Source organism: Prescottella defluvii (assembly GCF_000738775.1).
GTDB classification, from domain to species: domain Bacteria; phylum Actinomycetota; class Actinomycetes; order Mycobacteriales; family Mycobacteriaceae; genus Prescottella; species Prescottella defluvii.
Genome location: NZ_JPOC01000022.1, coordinates 143,199 through 166,633, shown reverse-complemented (window position 1 = coordinate 166,633; position 23,435 = coordinate 143,199). Strand labels below are relative to the sequence as shown.

The window sequence follows — 23,435 nt, the reverse complement described above, 5'->3', positions numbered from 1 at the left end:
AGCGTCCACCGATACCCGACCGGGTGCGCACATCCGCCCTTGTTGCACAACGCCGTTCGATCCATCTCGAGTTTATTCGCCTATCCCCAGGAATTGCTTCCCTCATGAGTGAGACCCAGACCTTCGCCCATCTCCTTGCCCCCGGCGCCATAGGCCCGATCACCCTCGACAACCGGGTGGTGCTCGCAGCCATGGACATGAACCTGTGCGAGGACGGTGAGATCCACCAGCCCGACATCGAGCACTTCGCCACCCGCGCCGCCGGCGGCACCGGAATGATCATCACCGGCTGCTGCGCGGTCGCGTATCCGCTCGGTTGTGCCAGCGAGAAAGAACCGGGCTTGTCGGAGGATCGGTTCATTCCGGGCCTGAAGGCGCTCGCCGACGCCGTCCACGAGACCGGTAGCAAGCTGTGTGTCCAGATGACCCATCACGGCAGGGTCGCCCGGATCGACACTCTCGAAGACCGCCCGATGCTCGTCCCCTCGCAGCCCAAGCCGCCGAGTGACATGCGCGCGATGATCGACTGCACGCCGGCGGAACTGAAGAAGATGGCCGCCATCCAGGGCGGCAACAAGCCGACCTACCATGAAGCCACGAAGGACGACCTGAACTGGCTGGTCCGAATGTTCGCCGAGGCGGCCGTCCGAGTGGAGAAGGCCGGCGGTGACGCGGTGGAAATCCACTGCGCCCACAACTACGTCCTCGGCGGGTTCCTCAGCAGCTACTCGAACCAGCGCGCCGACGAGTACGGCGGCTCGCTCGAGAACCGGGCGCGACTCGCGTGCGAGGTCGTGCGCGCGGTCAAGGCCGCGGTCGGCGACGGTCTCGCGGTGATCGTGCGGTTGGCGGGTCAGGAATACGGCGAATCCGGAGGCATGGCACCCGGCGAAGCGGCCGCCGCGGCGGTACTGCTCGAGCAGGCTGGTGCCGACGCGATCCATGTCACCGGCACCGCCCTCAACGCATTCGCGAACTTCACCGACGGCCCGCTGCCGAACAAGGTCGGCTTCTACACCGACAACGCAACCGTCATCAAGCACGCCGTGTCGGTCCCGGTCATCACCGTCGGCCGCATGCTGCCTGAGGTCGGTGAGAAGATGATCGCCGAAGGACGCACCGACTTCGTCGCGATGGGCCGTCAGCTGCTCGCCGACCCCGATGTAGTGAACAAGCTCAAAGCCGGTACGCCCGAGCGGGTTCGCCCCTGCATCAACTGCTACGTGTGCGTGCAGGAGAACTTCTGGGACGACACGCCTCTGTGCGCGGTCAACCCGGCCCTCGGCAACGAAACCCTGCTGCCGTTCCCCGCTGTGAAGGCACGCAAGCACGTCGTCGTCGTCGGCTCCGGCCCGGGAGGCCTCGAGTCTGCGCGCATCGCCGCCGAACGCGGGCACCGCGTCACCGTGCTCGAGAAGGCCGACCGGGTCGGCGGCACCTTGTGGTTCTCCACGCTGACCACCCCCGACAACGGGCGGCTGCTGAACTGGCTGAAGAACGAGGCCGCTCGCCTCGGTATCGACATCCGGCTCAACGCCACAGCCACCGCGGAGTCCGTCCGTGCGCTCTCGCCCGACGCGGTCGTCGTCGCGACCGGTGCCGTCCGTGAACGCCCCGCCGTCCCGGGCGGCGACCTGCCGCACGTGCACACCGGTGACACCATGCGCGCGCTCATGACCGGGTCCGGCGACGTAACCGGCCAATCTCCGTGGCTGCGACTGATGGGCCGGCTCGGCGGCCTCACCGGAATCACCAAGAGCCCCGACAAGATCCGGTTCCTCAGCAGCAAGTTCCTGAAGTTCTTGCCGATGACCCGCAACGTCGTCGTGGTCGGCGGATCCCTCGTCGGCCTCGAGCTGGCCGAGTTCCTCGCCGAACGCGGCAGCCGCGTCACCCTCGTCGCCGAGGGCGGACAACTGGGCGTCCCGATGGCTATGCCGCGCCGGTGGACCGCGGTCAAGCATGCCCGTGAAAACGGAGTCAACATCCACCGCAACGCCACGTTGACGCGGATCACCCGCAAGACCGTCGAGTTCATTGCCGGCGGGGAAACGCTGTCGGTGCGGGCCTCGATGGTGATCGTCGCCACCGGCGTGTCCGCGGCAGCGCCACTCGCGGAGGAACTCTCTGCGTCCGGTGTCGAGGTCCGTGTCGTCGGCGACGCCGGATCGGTCGACTACATCGAAGGCGCAATGCACTCGGCCTGGAAGACCGCCACCACGCTGTAGGACACCCCTCAGGGAGGGTGGAGGCCCCGTCGCATCTGCGACGGGGCCTCGCCTGTTCGGCAGGTCGCACGCCGGCCCCGTCACGAGCATCCGCGCACGGCTGAGACCCCGGCACGATTCAGATGTGCTGGGGCGCAACAAGGTTCCTGACCATCCTCGGGGAGGCGGGTCGACCCGCGTTCGACGAAAAATTCCGGCATGGTTGCGGCGAGTCGTGGCACACTGGTGATCCGGAACCGGCCATGCGATCAGGAAGGAACAGTCGGATGAACACCTACACGTATTCATTGTGCATGCAGCATCCGCTGATTCAGCGCCTGGACCGGACCGCTGAAAAGCCCGGCATCACAGCCGGATTCCGCGTCCTCTGACGCCCCTCCTCTCGGGGCGTGCGCGCCCCGAACCCCCGGCCACCATCCGGTGACCTGATGGCCGACCCAGGCCACGCAACGGGCTGCACACCTCGAGAACCCGCCACTCCCCACGAGATGAGGTTGTCGATTGTCATGGCCCGCACATCCCCCACCGCGATCACCGCGCGCACCTGGATGAATACCCGCGTGCACGTGCTCAATGCCACGTACGAGGACTTCGACGTCGTACCCGCCGCACGCGCGGTGGTGCTGGTCGCCGAAGAGCTCGCGGTCACGCTCGTCGAGCACACGCCGCGGTTCGTGGTGCGCTCCCAGCACGTCGCGATCCCGCTTCCCCGCACCATTCAGCTACTCGAGTACGTCCACACCCCGCCCCGGCCGGTGGTCGACGACGACTCCCGTGCGACGTTCCCGGCGATCCTGGTGCGCGACCACTACCGGTGCGCGTACTGCGGCCGCGGCGGTGCCCGCACGGTCGACCACGTGTTCCCCAAGAGCCGCGGCGGTGGTGACACCTACGGCAACCTCGTCGCCGCCTGCGCGGACTGCAACGGCCGCAAGGCCGATCGCACCCCCGAGGAGGCCGGCATGCCGATGCTGTGGCAGCCGCGGGCACCCCGAGACGACGCCAAACGCCAGCGTGCGATCTGGCGCGACCTGACCCCGGCACCGTGAATCGCCTTGAGAGGAGGCACATTCGATGACCACCATGATGACCTTGGCTGACCTGCTGTCGGTCACCGACGACACCACCGACTGGGATGTCGCCGCCTGCCGAGGCGACTGCCACCCTGACCGCTGGTTCCCGGATCCGAGCGAGGACTTCGACTACGCCGCCCGCGTCTGCGCCCGCTGCCCCATCGCCGCCGCGTGCGGCGCCTATGCGGCCACCACCGGCCAGACCGGGGTGTGGGGTGGCCGCGAGTACCGGCGCGGCCGCCCGGTCCGGTGAAAGGACCACCCGGCCGGATTCCGGGGGTTGGGCACGTTCGTCTCCTGCGGTTCCCGGCGGCAATCTCCGGCGGGCATGTGCGGGTTGCACAACTTTCCCCCGGTTCGCTGTCCGAAGAGTCCAAGCGGCATCGCCGATGGCCGTGTGACGATGGGATGTGCGGACGCCGAATGTGGTCGGCGATGTCCCCGAGCGAAGGAGCATGGCGTGGCAACAGTTCCCGGTGTCCCCGAGGGTTTCGACTTCACCGACCCCGATGTGTACGAGCAGCGACTACCGATCGCGGAGTTCGCCGCGCTGCGCCGGTCTGCTCCGGTCTGGTGGGTGGAGCAGCCGCCGACGAAGGGCGGATACGCCGACGAGGGCTACTGGGCGGTGACCAGGCACGAGGACGTCAAGGAGGTCTCCCGCAACAGTGAGGTGTTCTCGACGTGGGAGAACACCGCGATCGCCCGCTTCGGTGACGACATGCCCCGCGAGACCGTCGAGATGATGCGGCACCTGCTGATCAACAAGGACGCGCCCGAGCACACCAAGCTGCGCAAGGTCATCGCCCGCGGCTTCACCCCGCGCGCCGTCCAGAGTCTGCGTCCGGCGCTGAAGGCGCGGGCGGAGCAGATCGTCCAGCAGGCGGTTGCCGCCGGCTCGGGTGACTTCGTCGAACAGGTGGCGTGCGAGTTGCCGCTGCAGGCCATCGCGGAGTTGATCGGTGTGCCGCAGGAGGACCGGCACAAGATCTTCGACTGGTCCAACCAGATGATGGGCTACGACGATCCGGAGTTCGCGCAGGAGTCCGCGACGGCGTCCGCGGAGATCCTCGCCTACTCGTACGCGATGGCGGAGGAGCGGCGCAAGTGTCCCGCGCAGGACATCGTCACCCAGCTCGTCGAGGCCGACATCGACGGCGATGCGCTGGCCTCCGAGGAGTTCGGGTTCTTCGTGCTGCTGCTCGCGGTTGCCGGCAACGAGACCACCCGCAATGCCATCACCCACGGGATCCTCGCCTTCATGGACAACCCCGACCAGTGGGAGTTGTACCGGCGGGAACGTCCGGCCACCGCGGTCGACGAGATCATCCGCTGGGCCACCCCGGTCGTCGGATTCCAGCGAACCGCGTTGTCCGACACCGAACTCGGCGGCCGGCAGATCCGCAAGGGCGACCGGGTCGTGATGTTCTACTCGTCCGCCAACTACGACGAGGACGTGTTCGACAACCCCACACGATTCGACATCACGCGAGCCGACAACGACCACCTCAGTTTCGGTGGCACCGGCGCGCACTACTGCATCGGTGCGAATCTGGCGCGCATGGAGATCGAGTTGATGTTCAATGCGATCGCCGACCACATGCCCGACATCACCAAGCTCGGGGATCCGCGGCGGCTGCGGTCGGGGTGGATCAACGGCATCAAGGAACTCCAGGTGGACTACGCCGGCAAGTGCCCGGTGGTCCACTGAGAGCGACTGCGCGGCAACGGGGCCGGGACTCGATCCGAGGAGGGATCGGCCCGGCCTCGGCGTGTCGTCATGGTGACCGCCAGGGCGACGACGACAGCGGACAGGGCGGCCACGGCAACCGCGCCGAGCACTATCAGTCCTGCCTCGGCGGTGAAGTGGTTCCATCCGGCGGCCAGTAGCACCACCGCGCCGGCGGCGACGAGGGCGTCGAGCGTTACTGCGACCGCCGCGGCGATGTCACTGTCGGTGAGCACTCCCGCCAGTGCGGTGAGGGCGATGCCGTGGATGACGAACACGATCCCCAGCGTCGTGAGTGCCGGGGTCGCGAGACCGGTACCTGCCGCGAATCCGTTGGCGAGGAGCGCCAGGGGAAGAGCGCCGTAGAGGATCCGAGCGAATCCGACACCGCTGATCGTCCATCCGGTGGCGGTCGACCTGGTGTGGGCGTGGGTGGCCGAGCCCGCGTGCATGGTGGTGCTTGCCATGATTCTCACCTCGGGGAGGGTGCTTGCTGCTGGGATGCGAAGGCCCACAACCAGAACATCACGCCCCGCCGAGTTCGGCCTCGTGCAAACAGACGAGATCGGCGATAATCGAGCGTGGCAGGCTGCTGTGCACCCGACCTCCGCAAGGGGTGGTCGACCATCAGAATCGACGAGTTCTCCCGCCTCGTGTCTGCGATCTACGCGACGGCTGTCGCCCCCGAGCAGTGGGATTCGGTACTGCGCGGTCTCGTACGCGCCTTCGACGGCCACGGTTGCGGCCTGCTGACCTCGGCGACGGGCAAGCGGCGGGCCGACACCATGGTCCGGGAGGTCGGTGGTGATCCTTCCGCACTGGCGACCTACAACGAGTACTACGGTCGACTCGACTATGTGGCAGAAGTCGTGACCCGGGCTCCGATCGGCCGCATTCATACCGGGACCGAGTTGATCTACCCCAATACGCACACGGAGTTCTATGCCGACTGGTGCCGCCCCAGCCGGTTCGAGGACGGCCTGTTCGTTCGGCTGACCAGCGGGAGCAGCACGGCGTGGCTGGGAGTGGCGGCGGAGCGCGGCCCGGAACCGTTCGGGACCGCCGATCGGCTCTCGTCGTTCGGGCGGTTGGTGCCGCACCTCCGACAGGCGATTCGCACGCAGGCGAAGCTCGCCGCGCTCGCGCAGAGTGAACACGACCTGTCCGCGGCGATCGAGCAGGTGCCACGCGGCATCGTGATCATCGGACCGGACACCCGGATCCTGCACCTCAACTCCGCCGCCGAGAGAATCCTCGGCGCCGACGACGGCCTTCACCTCGATCCGGAGGGTTCCGTCGCCGCGTCCCGCACTCGATCCGATCGAGAACTCCGCGGTCTCATGTACCGCGCGCTCGAGGTGGACGGCGACGGTGTTCCCTCCGGCGGGTCAGTCTCCTGCCCTCGCCCGTCCGGGCGATGCGAATATGCAGTTCATGTGGTCCCGTTGAGCGAGGATGCCGTCGGACTGGACGCATCGACTGCCACCGCGCTCGTCGTGATCGACGACCCCGATCGTGTAGCGGGATCGGACACCGTCATGTTGCGCAGGCTGTACGCGCTCACCGACACGGAGGCGGAGGTTGCATTGCGGGTCGCGCGAGGCGACGGGCTTCGGCCGATCGCCGAGGAACTCTCCGTCTCGACCACGACGATCAGGACGCACCTGCAGCACATCTTCGAGAAGACCGCCACCCACCGCCAGGCCGAACTCGTCCGGGTCCTGCTGTCCATCGGCCCGGCGGGAAGGCCCGGACGACAGCGGTGATCACCACCAGCCGGTCGCCGGCCCGAGCAGACGATCGAGTTCGGGTGCGAGGGTGCGGACGTAGGTCGCGGTGAGGTGGTCGTCGTCGCGGTAGATCAGGACGTTGCCCTCGACCACGCGGCAGCGGTCGGTGCCGCACACGGCGTCCGACAGGTCGAGCAGTCGGACGGTCGGCAGGTACGCCGCGGCCGCCTGCGCCGGATCGACGGGCGCGAGGACCTCCGCGCGGTCGATGCCGCACGAGTCGGCGTTGCCGCCGCGCCGGGCGAGGCAGTCCGCAGCCCGGTAGCTGACGCCGTTCTCCGTGAGCCACGGCGTGTCGCGCAGGGCGATCACCGGCAGGTCCCGGGATTCGAGTTCCTGCCAGAGTGCGACGTACGTCTCCGGGGTGTAGTCGCCGGGCTCGTCCGGCAGGGGTCGGGTCGAGGTGCTGAAGACGTAGTCCGGGCGCGCCTCGGTGACGGCGTCGACGACCCCGAACGTCCACTCCTCGCACTCGCCGACCGGGTAGTCGTCGCCGACGGGCAGCAACGCGGGGCAGCCCACCTTCAAGTAGGTCTCCAAGCGGAAACGATGCTCGCGGGCCAGGATGTCCAGTGCCGGAATCCAGTGCTCGGCGTGTGAGCCACCGATCACCGCGATGCTCCGCTCGGCGTCGACGTCCCCGTAGGTGCAGGTGACGGGGTCGATCTGGCCGGCTTGCGACATACATCCGTCGCCCGTCGTCGGCGGCAGGTCGGCGTGAGCGACGAAACGGGACGGCTGCTCGCGCGCCTTGACGACGTCGGCGCCGGATGTGAGCGCCGCCGCACCCGGATAGGTGACCGGGTCGAGTTGGCCCTGCTGGGCCCATTGTTCGGTGCGCCGGTCGATGAATCCGGTCCAGGTCACCGATGCGGCGGTCACGACGACAGCGAGTACCGCGACGGCCGCGACGAGCGCCGACCGTGCCCGGCCGCGGTCGACGGTCCGGCGGATCGGGGTCTCGATCAGGCGGGTCGTCAGTTCCGCGAGCACCAGCGACACGACGATCACGGCGGCGCCACCGACAGCGCTCGCTTCGGTGCGGTCGGCGATCACCAGGTAGGCGATGAGGATCGGCCAGTGCCACAGGTAGAGGGCGTACGCGACGGAGCCGAGGCGCAGCAGCGGTCGGGAGGCGAGCAGGTCCGAGACCGGGTTCGCGCCCGCGTCCTCCTCCGGTCGCCTGCCCGCCACGATGAATGCGAGCGCGGCGCCCACCGGGACCAACGCCCACGGTCCGGGGAACTCGCTGCGCCCGTCGAGCACCATGCCGCAGCCGAGCACGATGGCCAGACCGGCGACCGACAGCGCGATCCGCCACCCCCGCGGCAGCCGGATCCACGGGACGACGCACGCCAGCACGCCGCCGGCGAGCAGTTCCCACATCCGTGCGGCGGAGTCGTAGTACAGCCACGTCTGCGGCAGATCACTGGTGGTCGCGTACAGCAGGGACGCCGCAGCCAGGGCCGCGAGGACGACGGCGAGCGGACCACGGACCGGCATCCCACGGGCACGCAACAGCCACGCGACCGCGAAGACGACGACGATCGCGGCCAGGTAGAACTGGCCCTGCACCGAGATCGACCACAGGTGCTGGAGGGGGCTCACCGACGGGTCGGCGGCCAGGTAGTCACTCGCGGTCTCGGCGAGGTGCCAGTTCTGGAGGAACGTCAGCGAGGCCGTCGTCTGGCGTGCGGTCTCGAACCACAGCGTCGACGGGTGGACCCAGACGGTGAACGCCATCGTCGCCGCGAGCACCACCACGAGGGGCGGCCCGAGTCGTCGGGTGATTCGCCCCACGATGGGGCGTGGATCGAGCCGGGACGGGCCCTCCGCGACCCGCAGCAGTGATCCGACGAAGAAGAATCCGGACAGCGCCAGGAAGATGTCGACGCCGCCGGAAACCCGTCCGAACCACACGTGGTAGACGACCACCAACCCGATCGCGAGGCCACGGAGACCGTCGAGATCGAGGCGGTGAACTGGGCGAATGCGGTTCTCTGAACCCGACGAGCCGCCGAGGGGCAGGGCGGTGGAGCGGACTGACACGCGATCCTTTCGAGGCGGCGCGGGGGCGATCCCGGATTGCCGCGGAGCGGTCGCGGCAGCGACGTCCCCAAAATACCTGTCGCATCGTCCCGGTGCCGGAGCACCTACAGTCGAGCGCCGTGAACTCCTTGCGTATGGCTTCTGAGCGGATCGTCGCCCTCGACACCGAACACCTGTGGCATCCCTACGGGGCATTTCCCGCCTCCACAGCCCCCCTGGTCGTGGAGTCCGCGGCGGGCGCCCGCCTCACTCTCGCGGACGGCACCGAACTGGTCGACGGGATGAGTTCGTGGTGGTCGGCGGTACACGGATACCGCAATCCGGTGCTCGACGCGGCGGTCACCGATCAACTCGGCCGGATGAGCCACGTCATGTTCGGTGGGCTCACCCACGCGCCGGCCGCCCGCCTCGCGGAGTTGCTCGTCGAGATCACACCTGCCGGTCTGGACAAGGTGTTCCTCGCCGACTCCGGATCGGTGTCGGTGGAGGTCGCCGTCAAGATGTGTCTGCAGTACTGGCGCGCCCAGGGGCGACCGGAGAAGTACCGGCTGCTGACGTGGCGGGGCGGCTATCACGGGGACACGTTCGCGCCGATGAGCGTGTGTGACCCGGACGGGGGCATGCACTCGATGTGGACGGACGTGATGGCACGTCAGGTCTTCGCACCCGCGCCGCCGCGCGAGTACGACGCCGCGTACGTTGCGGACCTCGAGCGCCTGGTGATCGAGCACCGTGACGAGTTGGCGGCGATCATCGTCGAGCCCGTCGTGCAGGGGGCGGGCGGCATGCGCTTCCACCACCCCGACTACCTGCGGGAGTTGCGTCGCATCTGCGACCGGCACGGACTGCTGCTGGTGTTCGACGAGATCGCCACCGGATTCGGCCGCACCGGCGAGCTGTTCGCCGCCGACCATGCCGGGCTCGCGCCCGACGTGATGTGTGTCGGCAAGGCCCTCACCGGCGGCTATCTGACGCTCGCCGCGACGCTGTGCACCACCGCCGTCGCGGAGGTGATCAGCGCCGGCGAGGGCGGCGGGATCATGCACGGCCCGACGTTCATGGGGAACCCGATGGCCTGCGCGGTCGCGGTCGCCGCGGTGGAACTGCTGCTGTCGCGGGACTGGCGTGCCGAGGTCGCGGCGCTGAACGAGGGGCTGGAGCGGGGGCTGGCGCCGGCGTGGGACATCCCCGGCGTCGTCGACGTGCGGGTGCTCGGCGGCATCGGTGTGGTCGAGTTGGCCGAGCCGGTCGACATGCAGACCGCCACCGACGCCGCCGTCGCGGCGGGCGTGTGGCTGCGCCCGTTCCGGAACCTGATCTACGCGATGCCGCCGTACGTGTGCACCGCGGAGGAGGTCGACCGCATCGCGGCCGGGATCGTGGCGGCCGCGCGTAGCCAGGTGGCGTGACGACAAGCCCACTTGAACGCCGTTCAAGTGGGCTTGTATGGTGCTCCGGATGGGAACCGATCGCAATGCTCTCAGTTGGCTGGACGACGTCGAACGCGCGAGGCGGGCGGCCGGACTGCGCCGCGAGGTGCGGACGCGGGCTGCGTCCGACCCGGTGATCGATCTCGCCTCCAACGACTACCTCGGTCTCGTCCGGCACCCGGAGGTGATCGACGGCGCAGTGGGTGCGGTCCGTCGCTGGGGCGGTGGCGCGACCGGTTCGCGACTGGTGACCGGCACGACGTCCGATCACGACCTCCTCGAACGTGAACTCGCCGAGTTCGTCGGCGCCGAGGCCGGCCTCGTGTTCGCGAGCGGCTATGCGGCGAATCTCGGTGCCGTCACGGCACTCTCGGGTCCCGGCGCGCTGATCGTTTCCGACGCGGGCGCTCATGCGTCACTGGTGGATGCGTGCCGGCTGTCCCGCTCGCGGGTCGTCGTCGCACCGCACGCCGACGTCGACTTTCTCCGGCGCACCCTGGCCGAACGCGCAGAGGAGCGGGCGCTGGTGCTCACCGATTCGGTGTTCAGCGCGGACGGCGACCTCGCACCGCTCACCGCGATGCACCGCGTGTGCCGTGACCACGGTGCGGTGCTGCTGGTCGACGAGGCGCACGGCCTCGGTGTCCGCGGGATCGGCGGGCGAGGCCTGGTCCACGAGGTCGGGCTGGCGGGGGAGTCGGACGTGGTCGTCACCGCGACGCTGTCGAAGTCGCTGGCCAGCCAGGGCGGCGTGGTGCTGGCGTCGGAGAAGGTCCGTGCCCATCTGGTGGACACGGCGCGCACCTTCATCTTCGACACCGGGCTCGCGCCCGCGGCCGTCGGGGCGGCCCGCGCGGCGCTGTCGGTGCTGATCCGGGAGCCGGAGCGGGCGATCGCGGTGCTCGACCGGGCCCGCGACCTCGCCCGCATCGTCGGGGTCGCCGAGCCCGCGTCGGCGGTGGTCTCGGTGATCCTCGGGGACCCGGAGGTGGCCTTCGCGGCAGCGGCCGCGTGCCGCGAACGGGGACTGCACGTCGGCTGCTTCCGGCCGCCGTCGGTGCCCGAGGGCACGTCGCGCCTGCGGCTGACGGCGCGCGCGACGATCGGAGCCGACGAGATGGACACCATCGAATCGGTTCTGGCCGAGGTGCTTTCGGATTCCCGTGCGGGAGTGCCCGCATGAGCGTGTTGGTGATCTCGGGTACCTCCACCGACGTCGGGAAGACCGTCGTCACGGCCGCGCTGGCGGCGGCGCTGCGCCGGTCCGGGCGCACCGTGGCGGTGTGCAAGCCCGCGCAGACCGGGGTCGGCCCGGCCGAACCCGGGGACCTCGCCGAGATCGTCCGGCTCGGCGGCGTCACCAGCACTGTCGAACTGGCCCGCTACCCGGAGCCGCTCGCCCCCGACACGGCTGCGCGCCGCAGCGGGCTCCCGATGCTGACCCGGTCCGACGTCGTGGCCGCGGTGCGCGATCTGGACGGACGGCACGACATGACGCTCGTCGAGGGCGCCGGCGGGCTGCTGGTGCGCCTCGGCGTCGACGGCTTCACACTGCGGGACGTCGCGGCCGACCTCGGCGCACCGGTGCTCGTCGTCGCCGCGCCCGGCCTGGGCACCCTCAATCACTGTGCGCTCACCGCGGAGGCACTCGGCTCGGCCGGGGTGAAGTGCGCCGGCTTCGTCGTCGGTTCCTGGCCCGAACGCCCGGACCTCGCGGCGCGCTGCAACCTCGACGACCTACCGGACGTCACGGGGGCTGCACTGGTCGGCCGGGTGCCCGAGGGCGTCGCGGGCACCGGCGCGGCAACATTCGCGGCGTCGGCGCCGGCATGGTTCGACGCCGAATGGCTCGCCGCATTGAGCTGAACGATCCTTCGGCGAGCGTGATCTCGCTGAGGTCGACGTCGGACTGGGTTCGCCGGGTCGATGAGTTTCGGGCGTTCGATGAATTTCGTGGGCATCGGGAGTCACTATCGATGACGTTGTCGCCGACCGAGCGGAGTTGTCATGTCCATCAAGGCCCGAGGCATCCACGTGAGCCTGCCGATAGCCGATCGAATGACTTCGATGCTGTTCTACCGGGACGCCTTCGGTTTCGAACCCGTCGGTGAACCCGCCGAGGACGGTGTCCCGGAACCTCTGATGTTCCGCATCGACGAGCGCACCCTGTTGGTCCTCGTTCCGGCGGGCGGCTTCGGATGGGTCCTCGGCGACGGGCGTGCGCTCGCGCCCGCGGGGACCAGCGAGTGCCTTCTGGGTCTGGAAGTGGCCACTGAACAGGAGGTTGCCGATCTGGTCCAACGCACGCGTGACGCCGGGGGAGAAGTGCTCGCCGAACCCGAGCGCAAACCCTGGGGGTACGTGGCGTTGTGCGGTGACCCGGACGGTCACGTGTGGCAGGTCGGGGTCGAACCTGAGCGGCAGGGGTAGAACGGCTCGGGCCGGCCTACTCGTCCACTTCCACCCGGCGGACCGCGGACCGCGGGCCGTGAGCTTGGAGGCCCCTCGTGGCAGTATCCATCCGGGGAGAGGGGGCGACAGTGCGCTGGATGATGTCGATGCTGGTGGTGGTGGGTTTGGTGGGCGCGGTCCCGCTGATGACGGCCGCCCCGGCGCATGCGTGTTCGTGTGTCTATCCGCCCGACGGATCGCAGATCGTCGAGCAGGTCTCCCACGCTGCGGCGGTCTTCACCGGTACGGCCATCTCCGAGCGTGTCGCCGACCAGACCGCGTTCTACGAGTTCGAGGTTCGCGAAGTGTTCGCCGGCGACGTCGGCGCATCGACGTCCGTTTCGTCCAGCGTGCAAGGCCCGGCGTGTGGGCGCAGTTTCGAGGTCGGTGCCGAGTATCTGGTGTTCACCTCCACGTACGAGACCCGCGGAGCGCAGTGGTCGGTCGACAGTTGCTCGGCGACAACGGAATCGACCGATGGTCGAACCCGCGAGGCGACGCTCGCCGTGCACGGCCAACCGCGAACGCCGAACCCGGGTGCGACCGACGTCGGGGTAGAAGAATCGTCCGTCGGAGTCGGTGTGGAGGCCTCGCGCGTGTGGACGGCGGTCGCCACCGTCGCCGCGATCGCTGTGCTGGCGGCAGTGGTGGTCTCCCTGCGGAATCGCTCGCGTCGGCAGTAACGACAGGGCGAGGACGACGACCTCGGGTGAATTCGAGTGCACACCCGTTGACATACAACCAATCGGTTGTAGGTTGGAGGGGTGAGCGGAGACGACGAGGACCGGGCGGACGCCCTGTTCCACGCGCTCGCCGACCGCACCCGGCGTGACATCATGCGCCGCGTGTTGGCCGGGGAGCACTCGGTTTCCGCGCTCGCGGCGAGGTACGACATGAGCTTCGCCGCTGTACAGAAGCACGTCTCCGTGTTGGAGAAGGCCGGCCTGCTCACCAAACGACGCAGCGGTCGGGAGCAGTTGGCCAGTGGCGACGTGGCTGCGGTGCGTTCGGTGGCATCCCTGCTCACCGATTTGGAGCAGGTGTGGCGCGGGCGCATCGCGCGTATCGACGAACTCATCGCATTCGACTCGACCCAGGAGGACTGAACGATGCCTGTAACCGATGTCAAGCAGGATCTGGACAAGCGCACCCTGACGATCACCGCCGAGTTCGCGGCGCCGGTGGAGCGGATCTGGCAGATCTACGCCGACCCGCGGCAGCTGGAGAAGGTCTGGGGTCCGCCGACGTTCCCGGCGACGGTGGTCGACCACGAGCTTGCCCCGGGTGGACGCGTCACCTACTTCATGACCGGCCCGGACGGTGAGAAGTTCGCCGGCTACTGGCAGGTCTCGGCGGTCGACGAGCCACGGAGCTTCTCGTTCGCCGACGGCTTCGCCGACGAGGACTTCAACCCGAATCCCGACATGCCGGTGTCGACGAACGTCTACACCTTCACCGAGCGCGACGGGGGGACGAGGGCCACGTACACGAGCACCTTCGAATCGGCCGAGGCGCTACAGAAGGTGCTGGACATGGGCGTGATCGAGGGAGCCACGTCGGCGATCGGCCAGATCGACGAGCTGCTGGTGTCCTGACTGCTCGCGGCGGTCGATCGCTGTGGATCGTGATCTCGCCGCGTCAGCGGCGGCTCCTCGAGATGGCGACCGCGTCACGCACGCGCGCATCCGGATCGGTGGACAGCCTGTCGAGCTCGGTCACGTACCGCGCGCGGAGGTCAGTCCCCATCCGGGTGTCCGTGAGAACGACCAGCGCGTGCCGGCGGACGGCCGCCCACGCGGATCCGAGGCCCCCGAACGCGACATCGATCTCGTCGGCAGCCAATTCGCAGTAACCGCTGCCGGGGGACAGGCGCGCACAGACCGGGTCGTGCAGCGCGGGATGGGCCGTCAGGGCCGCTTCGAGCGGGGTGTAGTCGAGTGGGGTCGGGACCCCGATGTCCCGGAACGAGGAGTACGGCGCGCTGAGAGCCCAGACGGCGACCTCCTCGGGCAGACCGTCGATCCGCGCGGTCACGACGTCCATGCGACCCAGCCGGGCGAGTGCCGCCGCGGCCCACGCGCGGTCGGGTGTGGGCAACGACCGCTGGACGACGACAGTCTCCAGCGCGTGGACGACGTCGTCGGAGGAGTCCCCGAGTTCACCGAGAAGCTTTGCCCACTGCCACTTTTCGCGGGCTCGCGAAAGGCGTCCCAACACCGCGGGTACGGCCGCCCGGCCGAGATCACGAAGCCAGGCAACCGCGCGTTCGCCTCCCGGCGGCGGTGACACGGGCGCGTCGACGATCGCGACGAGTTCGGCGATGCGGTCGTCCACGGGGAGGGCGGTGAGCCGGTCGACGGCGGCCTGTTCCTCGTCCAATTCGGGGAAGTGCTTGCGCACCTGCGCTTTCGACAAGCTGAGAGGAATCAGCTCCCAGGCCTCGTCCATTGCGACAGCAATGAAGTCGCGGTCGACGACCCCTTCGTCGACGAGGACGCGCCGGGCGGCGCGGCACGCTTTGGCGGCGGTGCGTTCGAATCGATGATGGACACGGTCCCAGGTCGCGTCGTCGTCGTCGCCTGCCGTCGCCGCCGCCGTGATCGCGTCCGCAAGGGCGTCGTCGACGTCGTCGGGATCGAGTTGCCACGGCCAGTCGGCCGGACTCCAACGCAGTGCGTCGGCGTCGAGTCCGGCGGTTGCGACGGACGCCAGCGACGTCTCACCCGCGACGCCGATCATCGGCCACGCGATCACGCCGCCGGATTCGGCGTAGAACTCGTGGAGCGCGGCGCCGTAGATCCGATCGTCCGGATACTCGGCATTCATTCTCCGCACGAACTCCACGATCCGGTCACGGAACGCCGACTCCACCCTCTTCCAGTCCACGGGCCGACCCTAGCCAGTGGCATGTCGGTAATGTCCGTTGCATCGAGATCAGCCGCAGATTGGGGGCCGGACCAGTGGACGCGTCGGAGTTGTGGGGGCTGACGATGACGCTGACGTCGACGACGCTTCTTCTCGCCGCGGTTGCCGCGCTGATACCGGGAATCGTCGGGGACGAGCCGAATCCCGTCGTGGGTATCCGCACGAAGGCGACGACGTCGAGCCCGGAAGCGTGGCAGGTCGCCCATCGCGTTGCGCGGCCGTTCCTCCGCCGGACGGTGGGGGCCGCGGCGGTGGGGTTGTGCATCCAGATATCGGTCGGTGTGTTGGCCGGTTTCGGGTCCGTGGAGTCGACTGTCGCGGCGGCCGTCGTGTGCGTGGCGGCGTTCGTCGCCCTGATGTAGGCGGCATCGAAGGGGAACGCTGCGGCGAAGGCTCTGCTGCGCTGATCTCGGCGTCCTGCCGCGGGGCAATCGACGGCGACGAGTCGGCGCTTCACGTACTGTGAGAGCCATCACATCGAGTTCGACCAGTGTATTTCGGAGCTTCTCGGAGGTACCGATGACCACCACCGAAGTGATGGATCTGCAGCGGACGATCGGCCATCTGCGTGAGTGCGTCGGGTCGCTGCGGGACGTGTACGGCGACGCTGCGGCGGTGCGACGGCTCGCGAACGATGTCGATCGCCTCGACATCGACGCCCACGACCTCACCGACTCGCCGCCGCGCCCCACGGTCGGGGCGGGCACCGAGCGGGTGCAGGTGCCGGACACCCCGTACGACCGTTCGCTGTGGCAGGGGGCTGACGACGAAGGTCTCGGCGGCAATCCGCACGAGAACGCGTGAGACCGCCGCGCGTGACCGAGATCGGTGCACCGTCGCCGGCTCGGGCGGACATCCGTGCGCGCACGCTGCGCACCGACCGCTGGTGGCTGGCGCCGCTGCTCACGACGCTCGGCCTCGCGGTCTTCGTCGTGTACGCGACGGTCCGCTCGTTCGTGCGGACCGCGTACTGGGTGGACGACTACCACTACCTGACGCCGTTCTACTCGCCGTGCATCAGTGCGTCGTGTGTGCCGGGTGCGAGCCACTTCGGTACGTGGGTCGGCGAGCTGCCGATGTGGATTCCGCTCGGATTCCTGGTGCTGCCGTTCCTGCTCGGTTTCCGGCTGACCTGTTATTACTACCGCAAGGCCTACTACCGGTCGATCTGGTTGGCGCCACCCGCGTGCGCGGTGGCCGAACCGCACTCCACCTACACCGGTGAGACGCGTCTGCCGCTGATCGTGCAGAACGCGCACCGCTACTTCTTCTATGTCGCGCTGGTGGTGTCGATGGTCAACACGTACGACGCGGTGCGGGCGTACGAGGGACCGAACGGCAGCTTCGGCCTCGGCCTGGGCAGCCTGATCATCACGGCCAACGTGATCCTGTTGTGGGCGTACACGCTGTCGTGTCACTCGTGTCGTCACGTCACCGGCGGTCGGCTCAAACACTTCTCGGCGCATCCCGTCCGCTATCGACTGTGGACGTGGGTGAGCAAGCTCAACACCCGGCACATGCAGTTGGCGTGGACCACGCTGGCGACGCTGATCATCACCGACTTCTACATCATGCTGGTCGCGAGCGGCTCCATCTCCGACCTGCGTCTCATCAACTGACGGGTTCGACGGGCACGGGCAATTCCAGCCGGAGGGGGAACACGTGGCAGAGGTGGAACGGCACAGCTACGACGTGGTGGTGATCGGTGCCGGCGGTGCCGGGTTGAGGGCCGTGATCGAGGCGCGGGAGCGGGGCCTGTCGGTGGCCGTGGTGTGCAAGTCGCTGTTCGGCAAGGCACACACCGTGATGGCCGAGGGCGGCTGTGCCGCGGCGATGGGCAACGCGAACTCCAAGGACAGTTGGCAGGTCCACTTCCGGGACACCATGCGTGGCGGCAAGTTCCTCAACAACTGGCGCATGGCCGAACTGCACGCGCGGGAGGCACCGGACCGGGTGTGGGAACTCGAGACGTACGGCGCGCTGTTCGACCGCACCGAGGACGGCCGGATCAGCCAGCGCAACTTCGGCGGGCACACGTATCCGCGCCTCGCGCACGTCGGTGACCGCACCGGCCTCGAACTGATCCGCACGATGCAGCAGAAGATCGTCTCACTGCAGCAGGAGGACTTCGCCGAGACCGGCGACTACGAGGCGCGCGTCAAGGTGTTCGCCGAGTGCACGATCACCGACCTCCTCAAGGACGGCGACCGCATCGCCGGCGCCTTCGGATACTGGCGCGAGTCGGGGCGGTTCGTGCTGTTCGACACCCCTGCGATCGTCATGGCGACCGGCGGCATCGGCAAGTCGTTCAAGGTCACGTCCAACTCGTGGGAGTACACCGGGGACGGTCACGCGCTGGCGCTACGCGCCGGCGCGAACCTGATCAACATGGAGTTCGTCCAGTTCCATCCGACCGGGATGGTGTGGCCGCCGAGCGTGAAGGGCATCCTCGTCACCGAGGGTGTCCGCGGTGACGGCGGGGTGCTCAAGAACTCGGACGGAGAGCGGTTCATGTTCTCCTACATCCCCGCGGTGTTCAAGGGCCAGTACGCGGAGACCGAGGAGGAGGCCGACCGGTGGTACGACGACCCGGACGACAACCGTCGTACCCCCGACCTGCTGCCGCGCGACGAGGTGGCCCGCGCCATCAACTCCGAGGTCAAGGCGGGGCGCTCGACCCCACACGGCGGCGTGTACCTCGACATCGCGTCCCGGATGCCCGCGGACGAGATCGTGCGCCGGTTGCCGTCGATGCACCACCAGTTCAAGGAACTCGCCGATGTCGACATCACGAAGGAGCAGATGGAGGTCGGCCCCACCTGCCACTACGTGATGGGTGGCATCGAGGTGGATCCCGACACCGGATCATCCACGGTGCCCGGCCTTTTCGCGGCCGGTGAATGCTCCGGCGGCATGCACGGTTCGAATCGGCTCGGCGGAAACTCGCTGTCGGACCTACTGGTGTTCGGTCGGCGTGCGGGACTCGGCGCCGCCGACTACGTCCAGTCGCTCGGGGCCCGGCCGACGGTCACCGAATCTGATGTCGCGTCCGCAGCGACCACGGCCCTTGCTCCGTTCGACCCGCCGGCGGAGGGACTCGGGGAGAACCCGTACACCCTGCACACCGAACTGCAACAGACCATGAATGACCTGGTCGGCATCATCCGCAACGAGGAGGAAGTCGAGCGCGCCGTTGCGAGGCTCGACGACATCAAGTCCCGTGTCGGTGGCGCGACCGTCGAGGGCCACCGCCAGTTCAATCCCGGATGGCACCTGGCGCTGGACCTGCGCAACATGGTGCTGGTGAGCGAGTGCGTCGCGCGTGCCGCGTTGATGCGGACCGAGAGCCGCGGCGGGCACACCCGCGACGATTACCCGTCGATGGACGCGCACTGGCGGTCGACGCTGCTGGTGTGCAGCACGGTGGCCGGCGACGGGGCGCTCGGTGATCACGTGTCGATCCCCGACGTGATCGTCACACGCGAGGAGCAGTCGCCGATGCGACCGGACCTGTTGGCGCTGTTCGACATCGACGAACTGGGGAAGTACTACACGGACGCCGAACTCGAGGAGCACCCGGGAAGGACGACCTGACATGGGCTACGACGCGAGGTTCCGGGTGTGGCGCGGCGACGCGACGGGCGGCGACCTGCGCGACTACACGGTCGAGGTCAACGAGGGTGAAGTGGTGCTCGACATCATCCACCGCATCCAGGCGACGCAGTCCTCCGATCTCGCGGTGCGGTGGAACTGCAAGGCAGGCAAGTGCGGGTCGTGCTCCGCAGAGGTCAACGGCAAGCCGCGGCTGATGTGCATGACGCGGATGTCGACGTTCGGCGAGGACGAGATCGTGACCGTCACGCCGATGCGCACATTTCCCGTGATCCGTGACCTCGTCACCGACGTCTCGTTCAACTACACGAAGGCGCGCCAGATCCCGTCGTTCACGCCTCCGCCCGGTCTCGCGCCGGGGGAGTACCGGATGAAACAGGTGGACGTCGAGCGTTCGCAGGAGTTCCGCAAGTGCATCGAGTGCTTCCTGTGCCAGAACACCTGTCACGTCGTGCGCGACCACGAGGAGAACAAGGAGGCGTTCGCCGGTCCGCGCTACCTGATGCGCATCGCCGAGCTCGAGATGCATCCCCTCGACACCGCGGATCGCCGCGATGCCGCGCAGGCCGAGTTCGGGCTGGGTCTGTGCAACATCACCAAGTGCTGCACCGATGTATGCCCGGAGAACATCCACATCACCGACAACGCGCTGATCCCAATGAAGGAGCGGGTCGCCGACAAGCGGTACGACCCCGTGGTGTGGCTGGGCAACAAGCTGTTTCGGCGACGGCAGTAGACCCTCGGGGCACGATTCGATCTGCCAAACATTCGATTGGTACCCCTCCGGTGTGGGCGCAAATTTTGGTATGTCGGCGCGGGGCCCCGGTCGCGTACCGGCACGGTCTGCGTCGCCGCACACCTCCGCCACCGTTCCGGTTGTTCCGCTGGTGCCGCAGAGCGCCGAGGCCCCGCGCCCGACTCCACCCGCACCCGTATGCCGGCGGCGGTGTGTAGGTGACCCCGAAGGGCACAAGAGGTAGCGGACCACGATCGCGATCTGATCGAAGAGACCGCCGATGTCACACGTCCGGGGGAACTGGCGTGAAGAACAAACTCATCACCGCTGCGGTGGCCGTGCTCGCGTCGCTGAGCCTGACCTCCTGTGGCGCGGCAGACGACACCGGTGACACCATCGACGACAACGACCGCCGTCGCCATCACTGCGGCCCCGACCACGACATCGGTCACGCCGCCGCCGTCCACCGCCCCGGAGGTTGAGCCGGTCACCTTCGGCTGCGGTGGCCGGTGCGGCCAGCGCGCGATGTTCGACGCAGACGAACCGGTGTCCTGCTGCCCCGGTTGTGGATCTCGCCGTCCGTTCCTGGCACGGGGCGGATCTGCAGCCCGCGGATCCGCCCCATCTGGTGTACGCCACGACCTCTATATCTGTTGCGGAACAACGCCGGATATCGGCAAGGGCTACTGCTCCATCCAGGCGTCGTCGAACAGGACGATGTTGTCGATACTGACGTTCGCGCCGTGCAGCTTCGGCGTCCACGCGGCGAACACGATCGACGGCGCCCACACCGCATACGGCACCGTCTCGTTGGCTACCTTCTGCATGTCGTCGATGACTGCTTGCTTCTCATCGTCGTTGCCTGCGGCCTGCAGGTTCACCAGCAACCCGTCCATTTCGGGGCTGTTGTACCCGGCGGCATTGTTGTTCGAGTCGCTGCCCAGTGATGCATACATGCGCACCAGCGGCGCGGTGTCGATCAGCGAGGCAGCTGCACGGGCAATGTCGAAGTCGCGGTCGGCATAGACCCGGCGAGTGAGGTCGGTGACGCTGTTGGCGTACACCACCTCCACGTTGAATCCGATCGAGTTCAGCGCAGCCTGGACCGCGAGCGCGCCCTGCCGGGAGGCCTCCTCGTTGATAGCCACGTAAGTCAGCTTGCCGTCGTAGCCGTCGGCCTTCGCCTGGTTCAGCAGCTCGCGCGCCTTGTCCGGGTCGAAGGCGACGCCCGGCACGTCCTCGTTGTACCACTGTGAGCCCTTGGGGTAGAGAGACGAGCCGACCGGGTCGTTGCCACCGCTGACCCGCTGGTTCATGGCCTCGGCGTCGACGCCGAGAGCGATTGCGCGGCGCACCCGTAGGTCCGCGCCCGGGCGTCCCTCGCGCTGGTTGATGACGCCGATGGCGCCGAGACCCACGATGTCGAGGTAGCCCTCGTATCCAGCGTCGAGTGCGCTGTCGATTGCCTCGGCGTTGCGGTAGAAGTATCCGCCGTCGAGCTGGCCGCTCTGCATGGACTCGACCATGCCCTGGGGGTTCGGGGTGGGAACGAAACGCAGTCCCGCCAGGCGCGGCTTGCCACCGACGTAGTCTGCACGCGGTGCGAGCTCGAGCACCTCGTTGGGCGCGAACTTGGTGACGGTGAACGGCCCCGCACCGATCGGGGTGAACGTCTGGCCGGCCTCCGAACTGGGCGCGACGATCATGCCGGGGCCCATCGAGAGCATCACCGGGAAATCGGTCCACTGACGCTCGAGCTTGAAGACGACGGTTTCCGCGTCGGGCGTGCGGATTTCGGCGACCGAGTTCACCCACACCTGCGCGATGTCGCGTTTGGCCGCGACGTATCGGTCCAAGCTCCACTTCACTGCCGCCGAGTCGACCGGCGACCCGTCACTGAAAGTGGCGCCGTCACGCAGCATGATCGTCCACGTCGACCCGCCGTCGGATGTGCTCAGCGCCTCCGCCAACTGTGGAATGTACTCGCCCTTCTCGAAGTCGTAGCGCATCAGCGTGTCGTAGATCGCGGCCAATTCGGTTCCGCCGGTCGAGCCTGCGACCGGACTCCTAGTCGGGTCGAGCGTCGCCGGGAAGCCGTACGCCCCATAGGTCATGACGCCACCATCGACGGGGCTACCGCCACCGGTACGGTCACCGACGTACCCGATCGAGTACCGGCCATCATTCGAGGCGCCGCCCGACTCCACGCCGTCGGCGGACGCACAAGCCGTCAGCACCAACGCGCCTATGGCTACAACCGCCGCCGCGCGGGATCCGCGCTGCCACAAACCTCTTCCCATCTCACAGCCTTCCGAATATGTACGTGGACCGGTCGGTCCATCGAGAACGAACGTGCAGCCCATCCAGACCCAGACGGGTTCGACGAGGGTGCGTCAGCTGACGCCCGCCCGGCGGGCGGCGAGCCCCTTCGCGAGGGTCGGCCCGAACATGCCCTCCGCCAGACTGTTTGCGCGGTCGTGCAGTAGGTCGGCCATGTCGGCGCGGTCGTAGCCGATCACGTACCGGCCGCTCTTCATCTCCCCCAACACGAAGTGCCCCAGTTCGCGCAGGTCCCACATCTGCACCGGCATGCCGTTGCTCTCGAGGAGCTTCTGCAGGTCGTCGAAGCTTTTGATGGTGCGCGCCTTCGGTGCGGGACTGGTGCTGGACCTCGTCAATGCCGCGGGCCGGTTGCGTTCCGCTTGGAACATGCCGGTGCGCATCATTCCGCCGGACGGGATGAACAGTGACGCACCGATGTTGGCCCCGGTCTCGGCGAGGCGGACGGCCAGGGATTCGGTGTAGATGCTCATCGCGGCCTTGCTCGCGGAGTACACCGCGACCCCCGGAGCTGGGGCGAGACCGCCGTCAGCAGAGGTCGTGTTGATGACCCAGCCTGGTTCGCCACCACGAAGCATCCGCGGCACGAAGGCATTCACGCCGTTGGCGACGCCGAAAACGTTGACGCCGAACGTCCACACCCAATCGTTGGTGTCGATCTCCCAGGGCTCCAGTCCCCCTGAGTCCGGACTCACGCCGGCGTTGTTGACCAGCAGATGGCAGGCGCCGTGGGTCTCGTAGACGTACTCGGCCATAGCCTCGACCGAATCTCGATCGGACACGTCCACGACACAGCCGGTGATGTCGCCGCGGCTCGCCAGTTCCGCGACCGTGGCGTCGAGCGCGCTCTTCTCGACGTCGGCCACCACGACTTTGGCTCCCTGTTCGAGGAGTGCCTCGCAGATCCCGTGACCGATTCCACTGGCGCCGCCGGTGACCACGGCCACCCGGCCTCGCAGGCTCTCGAGCAGGGGGCGGTGAGCGCGAACATCCGCTGTTTCAGACATGAAGTACCTCTCGGTCGTCGATGGAGGGGCGCCCGAGCAGTAGCCGGACCGCCGTGAAGAGCATT

General features: G+C 68.2%; 23 protein-coding genes. 18 read left to right on the top strand and 5 right to left on the bottom strand.

Translation table 11 applies throughout. From position 1 onward, the window contains the following. Positions 1-104 precede the first annotated feature (104 nt). From IJ15_RS0109350 to IJ15_RS0109335, 4 genes are all read left to right on the top strand, one after another. Positions 105-2,228 (top strand): oxidoreductase, encoded by a 2,124-nt coding sequence (locus IJ15_RS0109350; protein WP_031938072.1) that lies wholly within the window; start codon positions 105-107, stop codon positions 2,226-2,228. A gap of 506 nt (positions 2,229-2,734) precedes the next feature. Beyond that, positions 2,735-3,277, top strand: a complete 543-nt coding sequence (locus IJ15_RS0109345) for an HNH endonuclease (protein ID WP_156112066.1) — start codon at positions 2,735-2,737, stop codon at positions 3,275-3,277. Positions 3,278-3,302: 25 nt separating this feature from the next. Next, on the top strand, positions 3,303-3,554 hold the full coding sequence (locus IJ15_RS0109340; RefSeq protein ID WP_031938070.1) for a WhiB family transcriptional regulator: 252 nt from the start codon (positions 3,303-3,305) through the stop codon (positions 3,552-3,554). 207 nt (positions 3,555-3,761) lie between these two features. After that, positions 3,762-5,012 (top strand): cytochrome P450, encoded by a 1,251-nt coding sequence (locus tag IJ15_RS0109335; protein ID WP_031938069.1) that lies wholly within the window; start codon positions 3,762-3,764, stop codon positions 5,010-5,012. On the opposite strand, the gene IJ15_RS0109330 is transcribed toward IJ15_RS0109335, so the two are convergent. Then, positions 4,982-5,497 carry a hypothetical protein gene (locus tag IJ15_RS0109330; protein ID WP_031938068.1) on the bottom strand — a complete coding sequence of 172 codons (516 nt, stop codon included), beginning with the start codon at positions 5,495-5,497 and terminating at the stop codon, positions 4,982-4,984. The two genes, IJ15_RS0109335 and IJ15_RS0109330, sit on opposite strands and share 31 nt — an antisense overlap. A 186-nt stretch (positions 5,498-5,683) precedes the next feature. On the opposite strand from IJ15_RS0109330, the gene IJ15_RS0109325 reads away from it, so the two are divergent. Continuing rightward, the gene (locus IJ15_RS0109325) at positions 5,684-6,796 is read left to right on the top strand and encodes a helix-turn-helix transcriptional regulator (RefSeq protein WP_156112065.1); all 1,113 of its coding nucleotides are present in this window, start codon (positions 5,684-5,686) and stop codon (positions 6,794-6,796) included. Here IJ15_RS0109325 and IJ15_RS0109320 read toward each other — a convergent pair whose 3' ends face one another. Further along, positions 6,797-8,869: an acyltransferase family protein gene (locus IJ15_RS0109320; protein WP_031938066.1), complete on the bottom strand. Its 2,073-nt coding sequence runs from the start codon at positions 8,867-8,869 to the stop codon at positions 6,797-6,799. 134 nt (positions 8,870-9,003) lie between these two features. Here IJ15_RS0109320 and IJ15_RS0109315 point away from each other — a divergent pair, with 134 nt between their 5' ends. The 7 genes from IJ15_RS0109315 (at position 9,004) to IJ15_RS0109285 (ending at position 14,345) form a co-directional block, all read left to right on the top strand. After that, entirely contained in the window at positions 9,004-10,278 is a 1,275-nt protein-coding gene (locus tag IJ15_RS0109315; protein WP_407984068.1) for an adenosylmethionine--8-amino-7-oxononanoate transaminase, read from the top strand. A gap of 49 nt (positions 10,279-10,327) precedes the next feature. Then, on the top strand, positions 10,328-11,482 hold the full coding sequence (locus IJ15_RS0109310; RefSeq protein ID WP_197059790.1) for an 8-amino-7-oxononanoate synthase: 1,155 nt from the start codon (positions 10,328-10,330) through the stop codon (positions 11,480-11,482). Continuing rightward, complete coding sequence (gene bioD, locus IJ15_RS0109305) at positions 11,479-12,165, top strand: dethiobiotin synthase (protein ID WP_031938063.1); 687 nt, start codon at positions 11,479-11,481, stop codon at positions 12,163-12,165. The genes IJ15_RS0109310 and bioD overlap by 4 nt, the downstream gene beginning before the upstream one ends. Positions 12,166-12,306: 141 nt before the next feature. After that, positions 12,307-12,729: a VOC family protein gene (locus tag IJ15_RS0109300; RefSeq protein ID WP_031938062.1), complete on the top strand. Its 423-nt coding sequence runs from the start codon at positions 12,307-12,309 to the stop codon at positions 12,727-12,729. A 77-nt stretch (positions 12,730-12,806) separates the two neighbouring features. Continuing rightward, positions 12,807-13,433: a hypothetical protein gene (locus tag IJ15_RS25260; protein WP_156112064.1), complete on the top strand. Its 627-nt coding sequence runs from the start codon at positions 12,807-12,809 to the stop codon at positions 13,431-13,433. A gap of 81 nt (positions 13,434-13,514) precedes the next feature. Continuing rightward, a complete protein-coding gene (locus IJ15_RS0109290) occupies positions 13,515-13,856 on the top strand; it encodes an ArsR/SmtB family transcription factor (RefSeq protein WP_031938060.1) in 342 nt (113 codons plus the stop codon). Between the two features lie 3 nt (positions 13,857-13,859). Next, entirely contained in the window at positions 13,860-14,345 is a 486-nt protein-coding gene (locus IJ15_RS0109285; RefSeq protein WP_031938059.1) for an SRPBCC family protein, read from the top strand. A 43-nt stretch (positions 14,346-14,388) separates the two neighbouring features. Here the strand turns inward: IJ15_RS0109285 and IJ15_RS0109280 are convergent, their stop codons facing one another. Beyond that, positions 14,389-15,636 carry a DUF4303 domain-containing protein gene (locus IJ15_RS0109280; RefSeq protein ID WP_031938058.1) on the bottom strand — a complete coding sequence of 416 codons (1,248 nt, stop codon included), beginning with the start codon at positions 15,634-15,636 and terminating at the stop codon, positions 14,389-14,391. Positions 15,637-15,710: 74 nt separating this feature from the next. On the opposite strand from IJ15_RS0109280, the gene IJ15_RS0109275 reads away from it, so the two are divergent. The 6 genes from IJ15_RS0109275 to IJ15_RS26025 all read left to right on the top strand — a co-directional run bounded on the left by IJ15_RS0109275 (position 15,711) and on the right by IJ15_RS26025 (position 20,505). Continuing rightward, positions 15,711-16,037 (top strand): SdpI family protein, encoded by a 327-nt coding sequence (locus tag IJ15_RS0109275; protein WP_031938057.1) that lies wholly within the window; start codon positions 15,711-15,713, stop codon positions 16,035-16,037. Between the two features lie 157 nt (positions 16,038-16,194). Continuing rightward, on the top strand, positions 16,195-16,479 hold the full coding sequence (locus tag IJ15_RS0109270; protein WP_031938056.1) for a hypothetical protein: 285 nt from the start codon (positions 16,195-16,197) through the stop codon (positions 16,477-16,479). 11 nt (positions 16,480-16,490) lie between these two features. After that, complete coding sequence (locus IJ15_RS0109265; RefSeq protein WP_031938055.1) at positions 16,491-17,294, top strand: hypothetical protein; 804 nt, start codon at positions 16,491-16,493, stop codon at positions 17,292-17,294. Positions 17,295-17,337: 43 nt separating this feature from the next. After that, complete coding sequence (locus IJ15_RS0109260) at positions 17,338-19,269, top strand: fumarate reductase/succinate dehydrogenase flavoprotein subunit (protein ID WP_031938054.1); 1,932 nt, start codon at positions 17,338-17,340, stop codon at positions 19,267-19,269. A 1-nt stretch (position 19,270) separates the two neighbouring features. Then, the gene (locus tag IJ15_RS0109255; protein WP_031938053.1) at positions 19,271-20,023 is read left to right on the top strand and encodes a succinate dehydrogenase/fumarate reductase iron-sulfur subunit; all 753 of its coding nucleotides are present in this window, start codon (positions 19,271-19,273) and stop codon (positions 20,021-20,023) included. Positions 20,024-20,328: 305 nt separating this feature from the next. Continuing rightward, a complete protein-coding gene (locus tag IJ15_RS26025; RefSeq protein WP_156112063.1) occupies positions 20,329-20,505 on the top strand; it encodes a hypothetical protein in 177 nt (58 codons plus the stop codon). 201 nt (positions 20,506-20,706) lie between these two features. On the opposite strand, the gene IJ15_RS0109245 is transcribed toward IJ15_RS26025, so the two are convergent. Further along, complete coding sequence (locus tag IJ15_RS0109245) at positions 20,707-22,323, bottom strand: ABC transporter substrate-binding protein (RefSeq protein WP_031938052.1); 1,617 nt, start codon at positions 22,321-22,323, stop codon at positions 20,707-20,709. A 93-nt stretch (positions 22,324-22,416) separates the two neighbouring features. After that, the gene (locus IJ15_RS0109240) at positions 22,417-23,370 is read right to left on the bottom strand and encodes an SDR family NAD(P)-dependent oxidoreductase (protein ID WP_081880662.1); all 954 of its coding nucleotides are present in this window, start codon (positions 23,368-23,370) and stop codon (positions 22,417-22,419) included. Positions 23,371-23,435: the final 65 nt, after the last annotated feature.